This window comes from Salinicola sp. RZ23, assembly GCF_003206675.1.
GTDB classification, from domain to species: Bacteria; Pseudomonadota; Gammaproteobacteria; order Pseudomonadales; family Halomonadaceae; genus Salinicola; species Salinicola endophyticus.
In genome coordinates this window covers 148,491-159,190 of the sequence record NZ_PZJK01000001.1, presented here as the reverse complement: position 1 = coordinate 159,190, position 10,700 = coordinate 148,491, and the positions used below count along the sequence as shown (strand labels likewise).

Sequence of the window (10,700 nt, the reverse complement as noted above, 5' to 3'; positions counted from 1 at the left end):
ATCGGCGCCGGGTGCTCACGGCAGCGGCCGGACGGCGATGCCATCGAGGGCCAGATTGAGCGGAAGAACCGCCACCCGTGGCTGGCCGAGCCCGCCGCTCTCACTATAGCGCGCCACCAGCCCACGGACATCCGCCTCGCGCAGGCCGCGGGCATGCGCCACCCGGGCGACCTGGATCGCCGCCGCCTGGGGGCTGATGTGCGGGTCGATCCCGGAGCCCGAGGCGGTCAGCAGATCCACCGGTATCCGCCCCGGCGCCACGCCGTCACGGGCGGTGATTCGCCGCGCATCGGCTTCGGCACGTTGCCGCAGCGCCGGGTTGCTCGGCGCCAGGTTGGAGCCGCCGAGCGTGTCGGCGGCATAATCCACCGCCGAAGGCCGGCCCTGGAAGTAGCGGTCACTGGTGAATGCCTGTCCCACCAGGGACGAGCCGATGACCCGCCCCTGGGCATCGGCGAGCAGGCTGCCGTTGGCCTGGTGAGAAAACCCCAGCTGGCCCACGCCGACCACCACCAGCGGATAGAGCAGCCCCAGCAGCACCGCCATGAGCAGGCTGAAGCGGGCTGCCGTCAGCCAGCTGCCGGGGCCAGCGTACCGCAAGAGAGAGTGAGAGGCCTCCGCGGGAGAGGCATGCGCCCCATGCACGGCAGCGTCGTGGCGAGGCGCATCATGACCGGAATCAGTGGCTGACATGGCAAGTCTCCAGAGTGCTCAGAACAGCGGACCGATGAGCAGGTCGATCAGCTTGATGGCGGGGAACGGCAGCAGCAGGCCACCGAGACCGTAGATCAGCAGGTTGCGTCGCAGCATGGCGCTGGCGGAGGCTGCGTGGACGCGCACGCCGCGCAGGGCGAACGGGATCAGCGCGGGTATCACCAGCGCATTGAAGATGACCGCCGACAGCACCGCGGATCGCGGCGAGTGCAGGGCGAGCAGATCGAGCCCGCCCAGCGCCGGTACGCTTGCGGCGAAGATCGCCGGCAGAATGGCGAAGTACTTGGCCACATCGTTGGCCAGCGAGAAGGTGGTCAACGCGCCGCGGGTGATCAGCAACTGCTTGCCGATCTCCACCGCACTGAGCAGCTTGCCGGGGTCGGAGTCGAGATCGACCATGTTGGCCGCCTCCCGCGCGGCCTGGGTGCCCGAGTTCATCGCCAGCCCGAGATCGGCCTGGGCCAGCGCCGGGGCGTCGTTGGTGCCGTCACCCATCATCGCCACCAGCCGCCCGGCGGCCTGCTCCGCGCGAATCAGCTCGAGCTTCTGCTCGGGCGTCGCCTCGGCAACGTAGTCGTCGACCCCCGCCTCGGCGGCGATCGCCGCGGCGGTGATCGGGTTGTCGCCGGTGATCATCAACGTCTTCACGCCCATCTGACGCAGCTGCGCGAAGCGCTCGGCGATGCCCGGCTTGATCACGTCGGCGAGTGCGATCACCCCCAGCAGACGCGCCCCTTCGGCCACCGCCAGCGGCGTGGCGCCGTGGCGCGAGATCCGCTCGACCAGCGCCTCGTAATCCGCCGGTAGCCGCCCGCCGGCTTCCTGCACCCGCCGGGCGATGGCGTTGGGGGCGCCCTTGCGCCAACAGCGGCCATCGGCGAAATCGAGCCCGGAGACCCGGCTGGCGGCGCTGAACGGCACCACGCTGGCCTCCACGGCCACCAGCTCGTCGCCCTGGGCCCGGGCCAGGGCGACGATCGAGCGCCCTTCGGGCGTGGGGTCCTCGAGGGAGCAGAGCGCAGCGACCTGGCGCAGCCGCGCCGGGTCGACCCCGTGGCAGGCGGCGAACTCGGTGGCGCGGCGGTCACCCAGGGTGATGGTGCCGGTCTTGTCCAGCAGCAGGGTGTCGATGCTGCCGGCGATCTCCACCGCCTTGCCCGACTTGGCGACGAGATTGGCACGCATGGCGCGCTCCATCCCGGCGATACCGATGGCCGGCAAGAGCCCACCGATGGTGGTCGGGATCAGACACACCAGCAGCGCCACCAGCATCACCGGCGAGGTCGAGATACCCACGAACTGGGCCAGCGGCACCAGGGTGACGACGACGATCAGAAAGATCAGGGTGAGCGTGGAGAGCAGCACGGAGAGTGCCAGCTCGCTGGGGGTCTTCTGACGGCTGGCGCCCTCCACCAGAGCAATCATACGGTCGAGCAGCGAATCCCCCGGATCGACGCTGACCTCGATGATCAGCTCGTCGGAGAGCAGCTTGGTCCCGGCGCTGACCCCGCTGTTGTCGGTGCCCGCCTCGCGCAGTACCGGTGCGGACTCACCGGTGACCGCGGATTCATTGATCGAGCCGGCGCCCTCGAGGATCTCGCCGTCGGCCGGAATCAGCTCACCGGCGACCACCCGCACGCGGTCGCCCCGACGCAACCGATCGGCAGCGACCCGCTCTTCGCCGCTCCGGGTCAGCCGGCGTGCCTGCAACTCACCGCGGGTGGCACGCAGGCTACCGGCGTGCGCCTTGCCCCGCGCTTCGGCCATCGCTTCCGCCGCGTTGGCGAACAGTACCGTCGCCAGCAGGATCAAGGTCACGATCAGCGCGAAGATTCCCTGGCCGCTCGCCTCGGCAAACGCCATGCCGGTATACATCGCGCACACCAGGGTGCCGATGGCGACCACCGCCATCACCGGATTGCGCGCCAGACTGCGCGGGTTCAGCCGGCGCAGGGATTCTGCCAGCAGGGTCAGTGGCCGAATGCGCAGGCCCTGGGAGGCGTCGTGTGCTTGCATCATTGCCATCTCTCTTTCCTCGATCCCGTTTTCACCCATCCCGTTTCCGTCGACGCGCGGCATCAGGGCAGAGTCAACTGTTCAGCGATCGGTCCCAGCACCAGCGCGGGCAGGAAACCGAGCAGATTGACGATGACGATGACCCCGGCGGTGAGCCCGACGAAGGCGCCGCTCTCCATGGCCAGGCTGCCGCGCCCTTGCGGCGCCGTGCGCTTGCCCGCCAACCACCCGGCCACCGCCAGCGGCACCAGCATCGGCAGGAAGCGGCCGACCGCCAGCGCCACCACGCAGGTCAGGTTCCACCAGGGCGTCGCATCGCCGAGTCCTTCGAAGCCGGAGCCGTTGTTGGCGAAGGCCGAGGTGTATTCGTAGAGCACCTGGGAAAGGCCGTGGAAGCCGGGATTGGAATTGCCGGCCAGGGTGGGAAACGCCACGGTGATGGCGGTCGATCCGAGGATGATCAAAGGCTGTGCCAGAATCGCCAGGGAGATCCAGCGCATCTCGCGGGTCTCCAGCGGCTTGCCGAACAGCTCCGGGGCGCGGCCGATCATCAGCGAACCGATGAACGCCGCCAGCATCAGGTAGAGCAGATAGCCGATCAGACCCACGCCGATACCGCCGAAAGTGACGTTGACGAACATGTCCATCAGCAGCCCCAGGCCGCCCAGCGGGTTGAAGCTGTCGTGCATGGCGTTGACGGAGCCGTTGGAGGTCTGGGTCGTCCAGCTGCCCCAGAGCGCGGAGAGATCGCTGCCGAAGCGCAGCTCCTTGCCCTCGAGGTTGGGGCTGTCGGCAACGGCGAGCCCGACCAGGGCAGCGTTGGGCAGGCGCTCCGACACCACGATCATGGTGGTGGTGAGCAGCGAGAAGGCGATCATGACCACGCCGATACCCATCATCAGCCGGCGCCGGCCGCTGATGACACCCACCGCGATCAGCGACGCTACCGGTATCAGCAGCAGCGCGATCGTCTCGATCAGGTTCGACAGCCCGGTCGGGTTCTCCAGCGGCACGGTCGAATTGGGGCCGTACCAGCCGCCGCCGTTGGTGCCCAGCTGCTTGATCGCCACCATCGGCGCCACCGGGCCACGGGGGATCACCTGCAGCGCGCCCCCATCGAGCATCGTCACCCGCTGGGCGCCCTGATAGGTCGCCGGTACGCCCTGCCATACCAGAATCAGGGCCACGATCAGCGACAGTGGCAGCAGCACCCGCACCACGATCCGCGTGAGATCGACGTAGTAGTTCCCCACCCCGCCCCCGGCGTTCGTGGCGGCCGGGCGCCGCAGCAGCGTCCGGGTGATGGCGAGCAACACCGCCAGCCCCGTCGCCGGGGTCAGGAACTGCAGCGTGACGATGGCCAGGGTCTGGCTCAGGTAGGAGAGTTGCGTCTGGCCCGAATAGTGCTGCTGGTTGGTATTGGTGGCGAACGAGACGGCGGTGTGCAGCGCCGTATCCCAGCGCATGCCCGGAATGCCATCGGGGTTGAGTGGCAGCACGCCCTGGCCCATGAAGACGAGCCAGGCAAGCCCGATCAGCAGCAGGTGAAGTCTCAACACGGCCAGCAGATAGGCCGACCAGGTCATCGACAGCCGTCGGTCGACACCGGCCAGGCGCATCAGGAACGACTCCAGCGGCCCGAAGAGACGATCCATCACGCTGGGGCGATGCGTATCCAGCGCGCGGCCCATGTAGAGCCCCAGGGGCAGCGCCAGACCGATGAGCAGCGCATAGTAGAGTGGCAACACACTCATCTCAGAACCGCTCCGGCCGCCACAGGGCGACTCCCAGATACAGCGCGGTGGCGGCGGCGATCGCCAGCATCAGATAGGACATGCCGAGCACTCCAGGTCAGGGGAGGCTCAGTCTCGGCGGCAGAGGCGTAAAAATTCGAGATCGAAAAGCCTCGCGCGGCGTAAAGAGGGCGTAAAAATGTCCCACGTCATGGTCAAGCCGTCGCGTGCTGGGCATCATCACCCCTTATCGCCCATGGAGACCCGCGTGCCGACTTCCCTGCTATCGCCCTTCGCCCTGGCCCTGCCTGCCGGGCGTCCTCGTCCTGAGGCTCTTTACCGCGACCGCGTGAGGCGCGCGCCCCGCCGCTGGCTGGGAGTGGCGCTGCTGGCCCTGCTGGCCGGGTGCAGCTCGCAGGCGCCGCAGCCTGGCTTCGAGCAGCCCCCGGCGAGCGTCAAGCAGCAGTTGGTCACGCTGATGCCTGCCGGCACCCAGGATCGCGACGGCTGGGCCACGGACATCACCGCGGCGTTCGCGGCCCAGAACCTGCCCGCCACCCGCGAGAACCTGTGCGCCACGCTGGCGGTGATCGGCCAGGAGTCGACCTTCGACGCCGACCCGCAGGTGCCCCAACTGGCGCGGATCGCCCGCGAGGAGATCGAACGCCGCGCCGAGGCGCTGCATGTGCCCGGCTTTCTGCTCGCGGCGGGGCTGAAGCTGACCTCGCCCACCGGCGAGACCTACGCCGAACGCCTCGACCGGGTGCGCAGCGAACGCCAACTGAGCGAGCTGTACGAGGATTTCATCAGCATGGCGCCGCTGGGCCAAGAGCTGTTCGGCGGCCTCAATCCGGTGCATACCGGCGGCCCGATGCAGGTGAGCGTGGCCTTTGCCGAGGCGCATGCAGCAGGCTACCCCTACCCGATCAACGACTCGATCCGCCATGAGGTGTTCACCCGGCGCGGCGGCGTCTATTTCGGCATCGCCCACCTGCTCGGCTACCCCGCCCACTACACCGACCTGCGCTACCGCTTCGCCGACTACAACGCCGGCTGGTACGCCAGTCGCAACGCGGCCTTCCAGGCTGCGGTGAGCCAGCTCTCCGGCATTCCGCTCGCCCTCGACGGCGACCTGATCATTCCCGGCTCACGCCAGGCCGGACAGACCGAGCTGGCGGTACGCACGTTGAAAGGCCGGCTGGGCATGGATGATGGCGAGATTCGCGATGCGCTGGAGAAAGAGGATTCCCTGGATTTCGAACGGACCGCGCTCTACGAGAAAGTCCGTTCACTGGCGGAACAGCAGGAAGGTCAGCCTACCCCCTACGCGCGCCTGCCGGGGATCAAGCTCGAAAGCCCCAAGATCACCCGCAACCTGACCACGGCATGGTTCGCCAAGCGGGTCGAGGCGCGCTGGCAGCAGTGCATGAGGCGGTGATGTCCAATATTTGAAATCTGAACGGCAAGTTTCTCCAGTCGCCGGAAAGAAACCACCCAATAGCGCCTTCCAGGCTCAACCCGAGCGATATTTGGCGAGCCGGGTCTAGCGACATGGGTAAGGCGAACCAGACATCTGAGTGATGTCTGGTTCGCCGAACGAGCTGGCCATGGATGGCCAGCTCCGGCCTGCAAGCGGGACAGGATGTTTTAGCGAAGCAGGTCGCTAGAGGCGCGCCGGGACAGGGACGTCCTTGCGCGCCGACCCGAAGCGCTGACGAAGATCGCACGGGGTTTCTTGAGCCTGTGGCGCGAAAAGGGGAGCGCGAGGGGCTTGCCCCTCGCAATCACGACGATGACAGTCGTAAAGCTCTCGTCAGTCGTAATCTCGTTTGAAGTGAATAAGCCCCGAGCGAGGGCCCGAAGCTATCAAGACTTCGGCGTCTTCACCGGGCGCTGCCAGCCGGGCTTGGCCACCTGACGGCTGCGGGCCAGCGCCAGCTCGCCCTGCGCCACCTCGCGGGTGATGGTGGAGCCGGCGGCGATGGTGGCATCGTCAGCGATCGCCAGCGGCGCGACCAGGGCAGTGTTGGAGCCGACGAAGACGCGCTCGCCGATCCGCGTGAGGTGCTTGTTGGCACCGTCGTAGTTGCAGGTGATGGTGCCGGCGCCGACATTGGTGTCGCGACCGATCTCGGCATCCCCCAGATAGCTGAGATGACCCGCCTTGACGCCCTCGCCGAGCGTCGCGTTCTTGGTCTCGACGAAGTTGCCGACATGGGCACGGGCGCCGAGACGCGTCCCCGGGCGCAGACGCGCGAAGGGCCCGCAGTCGCTCTCCTCACCCATCTCGGCGCCATCGAGATGGCTGTGCGCCTTGATCACCGCACCGCGGCGGATGACGCTGTCCTTGATCACGCAGTGGGGGCCGATCACCACATCATCCTCGAGGATGACATGACCTTCGAGAATCACCCCGACATCGATGTCGATGTCCCGCCCCACGGTGACGTCACCGCGCAGATCGAAGCGCGCCGGATCGGCCAGGGTCACCCCGGCGGCCATCAACCGTTCGGCCTGGCGGCGCTGGTAGGCCCGCTCCAGCGTAGCGAGCTGGCGGCGCTCGTTGACCCCCTCGACTTCGATCGGCGAGGCCGGCTGGGCGGCCTTGATCTCGACCCCATCGCCGGCGGCCATGGCGATGACATCGGTCAGGTAGTACTCGCCCTGGGCATTCTCGGCGGAGAGCTGCGGCAGCCAGCGCTTGAGCTGGGCTGCGGTCATCGCCATGATCCCGGTGTTGCACTCACGGATGGCGCGCTGGGCGCTGGTGGCGTCCTTGTGCTCGACGATCGCGACCACCGCCTGCTTGTCGTTACGCACGATGCGCCCGTAGCCGCTGGGGTCGTCGAGGGTCACTGTCAGAAGCCCCATGTGCTGCTCGTCGACCCCCTCCAGAAGCGCCTTGAGGGTCTTGGCCTGGATCAGCGGCACGTCGCCATAGAGCACCAGCACCTTACCGTCACCAAGGCCGTCGAGGGCCTGGGCCACGGCGTGACCGGTACCCTTCTGCTCGGCCTGCTCGCAGAAGCTCAGCCCGCGTACGTCGAGGGCCTCGCGCACCGCCTCGCCGCCGTGACCGACGACCACGTGCAGGCGCGCCTCTTCGAGCCCCGCCGCGGTATCCACGACATGCTGCACCAGCGGCCTGCCCGCCAGGCGATGCAGCACCTTGGGGGTCTTGGAGCGCATGCGGGTTCCCTGGCCCGCGGCCAGAATCACGACGTCGAGTGACATGGGATCATCCTTTCCTGTTCGGTATCGGGTCGGCACCATTATCGACGTAACGGCGGCGCATGAAAAAGGCGACTCTGGAGAGTCGCCTTTTTCGGGTCCTGCTAGCGGGGTCGGCGCAGCGCGAAATCAGCCGCGCCCACCCTTGCGCCGCAGCTGCTGCAGCGTGCGCAGCTGAGCGGTGGCCTCGGCCAGCTCGGCGGCGGCACGCGTGTAGTCGAGCTCCGACTGCTGGTCGTTGAGCGACTGCAGCGCGTGCTGGCGCGCCTGCTCGGCTTCGGCTTCGTCCAGGTCGCCGGCGCGAATGGCGGTGTCCGCCAGTACCGAGACCACGTCCGGCTGGACTTCGAGGAAGCCACCGGTGACGTAGTAGAGCTCTTCTTCGCCGCTCTCCTGAATGACCCGCACCGGACCGGGCTTGAGCTCGGTCAACAGCGGTGCGTGACCGCGCAGGATACCCAGATCGCCAGCCACGCCGGCAGCGATGAGCTGCTCGACGCTGCCCGAGAAGATCTCCTTCTCGGCGCTGACGATGTCGCACTGAAATGTGGCCATAGCGCTATCCTCTTGTGCCTGAGGCCCCGGGGTACGATACCCCGGAGCAAGGCTGGCTTACTTCATGCTCTTGGCTTTCTCGACCGCTTCGTCGATGGTGCCGACCATGTAGAAAGCCTGCTCGGGCATATCGTCGTAGTCGCCGTTGAGGATGCCCTGGAAGCCACGGATGGTCTCCTTGAGCGAGACGTACTTGCCGGGCGCGCCGGTGAACACTTCGGCGACGAAGAACGGCTGCGACAGGAAGCGCTGGATCTTACGCGCCCGCGATACCGCCAGCTTGTCCTCATCGGAGAGCTCGTCCATCCCCAGGATGGCGATGATGTCCTTGAGCTCCTTGTAGCGCTGGAGCACGTTCTGGACGCCGCGTGCGGTGTCGTAGTGCTCTTCGCCGACCACCAGCGGGTCGAGCTGACGCGAGGTGGAGTCGAGCGGGTCGACGGCCGGGTAGATACCCAGCTCGGCGATCGAGCGCGACAGCGTCACGGTGGAGTCGAGGTGGGCGAAGGTGGTCGCCGGCGACGGGTCGGTCAGGTCGTCCGCGGGCACGTAGACGGCCTGCACGGAGGTGATCGAGCCGGTCTTGGTCGAGGTGATACGCTCCTGCAGGGCGCCCATCTCTTCGGCCAGGGTCGGCTGATAGCCCACCGCCGACGGCATACGACCCAGCAGCGCCGACACTTCGGTACCGGCCAGGGTGTAGCGGTAGATGTTGTCGACGAACAGCAGTACGTCGCGACCTTCGTCACGGAACTTCTCGGCGATGGTCAGGCCGGTCAGGGCCACGCGCAGACGGTTGCCCGGCGGCTCGTTCATCTGGCCGTAGACCAGGGCGACCTTGTCGAGAACGTTCGACTCCTGCATCTCGTGGTAGAAGTCGTTACCTTCACGCGTACGCTCACCGACACCGGCGAACACCGAGTAGCCGCTGTGCTCGGTGGCGATGTTGCGGATCAGCTCCATCATGTTGACGGTCTTGCCCACGCCGGCGCCGCCGAACAGGCCGACCTTGCCGCCCTTGGCGAACGGGCAGACCAGATCGATGACCTTGATGCCGGTTTCCAGCAGCTCGCTCGACGCGGCCTGCTCGGCGTAGGTCGGTGCCTGACGGTGGATCGGCATGCGCTCGACGTCGGCGGCAGCGTCACCGCCGATGTCACCGGCTTCGTCGATCGGCTGACCGAGCACGTTCATGATGCGGCCCAGCGTCTCCTTGCCCACCGGCACGGAGATCGGGGCACCGGTGTTGACCACGTCGATGCCGCGCTGCAGACCTTCACTGGAGCCCATGACGATGGCGCGCACCACGCCGTCGCCGAGCTGCTGTTGCACTTCGAGAATGGCCTCTTTGCCCGAGACCGTCAGCGCGTCGTAGACCTTGGGGACATTGTCCCGCGGAAACTCTACGTCAACCACCGCGCCGATGATTTGTACGATACGTCCGCTCATAGTGGTTCCTCGTAAACCTGCAAATGAAACCTGTAGGCCAAGCCGTACTCGCGAGCGTCGCCCCGCGGGGCGACGTCGTCATACCGCCGCGGCACCACCGACGATTTCCGAAATTTCCTGGGTAATGGCCGCCTGACGCGCCTTGTTGTACACCAGTTGCAGATCGTCAATCAGATTGCCAGCGTTGTCGGTCGCGTTCTTCATCGCGATCATGCGCGCAGCCTGCTCACAGGCCGCGTTCTCGACCACGGCCTGATACACCTGGGATTCGACGTAGCGAACCAGCAGGTGATCGAGCAGGGTCTTGGCATCCGGCTCATACAGGTAGTCCCAATTACCCTGATTCGTACCGGGACTGGGTTGTTCATCGCCCTGGGTGTCGTCCTCGACCGCCTCGAGCGGCAGGAGCTGACGCACCACGGGTTTCTGGCTCATGGTGTTGACGAACTCGTTGTACACCACGTAGAGCCGATCCAGACTGCCTTCGTCGAAGGCATCGAGCATCACCTTGATGCTGCCGACCAGATCCTGGACTTCCGGCGCATCGCCGAGCCCCTTCTTGGCCGCCAGCAGATTGCCGCCACGCTTGCGGAAGAAACCGCCGGCCTTGCTGCCGATGGCCGCGAAGTCGGCACCGACACCCTTGTCGTGCCAGTCGCGGGCGTGGTTGACCACCGCCTTGAACAGATTGACGTTCAAGCCGCCGGCCAGGCCCCGATCACTGGAGACCACGATATAGCCCACGCGCTTGACCTCGCGCTCGAGGGTGTACTCGTGGCGGTACTCCGGATTGGCCTTGGCGACGTGGCCGACCACCCGGCGGATCAGGTTGGCATAGGGCTGGCTGGCCGCCATGCGGTCCTGGGCCCGACGCATCTTCGACGCAGCGACCATTTCCATGGCGCTGGTGATTTTCTGCGTGTTCTTGATGCTCCCGATCTGGGATTTGATCTCTTTTGCAGCTGCCATCGCGGATCACCTGATTCCTGCCGCTCAGCTGGG

At 66.8% G+C, this 10,700-nt stretch carries 8 protein-coding genes; 1 reads left to right on the top strand and 7 read right to left on the bottom strand.

Features of this window, described 5'->3' with window-relative positions; translation table 11 throughout:
• Positions 1-15: 15 nt before the first annotated feature.
• From kdpC to kdpA, 3 genes are all read right to left on the bottom strand, one after another.
• Entirely contained in the window at positions 16-600 is a 585-nt protein-coding gene (gene kdpC, locus DOM67_RS00695) for a potassium-transporting ATPase subunit KdpC (protein ID WP_232825085.1), read from the bottom strand.
• A 111-nt stretch (positions 601-711) separates the two neighbouring features.
• Positions 712-2,739, bottom strand: coding sequence for a potassium-transporting ATPase subunit KdpB (gene kdpB / locus DOM67_RS00690; protein ID WP_280951025.1), 2,028 nt, complete (start codon positions 2,737-2,739; stop codon positions 712-714).
• Positions 2,740-2,792: 53 nt separating this feature from the next.
• The gene (gene kdpA, locus DOM67_RS00685; protein WP_110673750.1) at positions 2,793-4,484 is read right to left on the bottom strand and encodes a potassium-transporting ATPase subunit KdpA; all 1,692 of its coding nucleotides are present in this window, start codon (positions 4,482-4,484) and stop codon (positions 2,793-2,795) included.
• A 247-nt stretch (positions 4,485-4,731) separates the two neighbouring features.
• On the opposite strand from kdpA, the gene DOM67_RS00675 reads away from it, so the two are divergent.
• On the top strand, positions 4,732-5,901 hold the full coding sequence (locus tag DOM67_RS00675; protein WP_348627292.1) for a DUF1615 domain-containing protein: 1,170 nt from the start codon (positions 4,732-4,734) through the stop codon (positions 5,899-5,901).
• A 428-nt stretch (positions 5,902-6,329) separates the two neighbouring features.
• On the opposite strand, the gene glmU is transcribed toward DOM67_RS00675, so the two are convergent.
• The 4 genes from glmU to atpG form a co-directional block, all read right to left on the bottom strand.
• Entirely contained in the window at positions 6,330-7,697 is a 1,368-nt protein-coding gene (glmU, locus tag DOM67_RS00670) for a bifunctional UDP-N-acetylglucosamine diphosphorylase/glucosamine-1-phosphate N-acetyltransferase GlmU (protein ID WP_110673749.1), read from the bottom strand.
• 126 nt (positions 7,698-7,823) lie between these two features.
• Positions 7,824-8,249: a F0F1 ATP synthase subunit epsilon gene (locus tag DOM67_RS00665; protein ID WP_110673748.1), complete on the bottom strand. Its 426-nt coding sequence runs from the start codon at positions 8,247-8,249 to the stop codon at positions 7,824-7,826.
• A 57-nt stretch (positions 8,250-8,306) separates the two neighbouring features.
• Entirely contained in the window at positions 8,307-9,698 is a 1,392-nt protein-coding gene (gene atpD, locus DOM67_RS00660; protein ID WP_110673747.1) for a F0F1 ATP synthase subunit beta, read from the bottom strand.
• A 78-nt stretch (positions 9,699-9,776) separates the two neighbouring features.
• A complete protein-coding gene (atpG, locus tag DOM67_RS00655; RefSeq protein ID WP_106418975.1) occupies positions 9,777-10,667 on the bottom strand; it encodes a F0F1 ATP synthase subunit gamma in 891 nt (296 codons plus the stop codon).
• Positions 10,668-10,700: the final 33 nt, after the last annotated feature.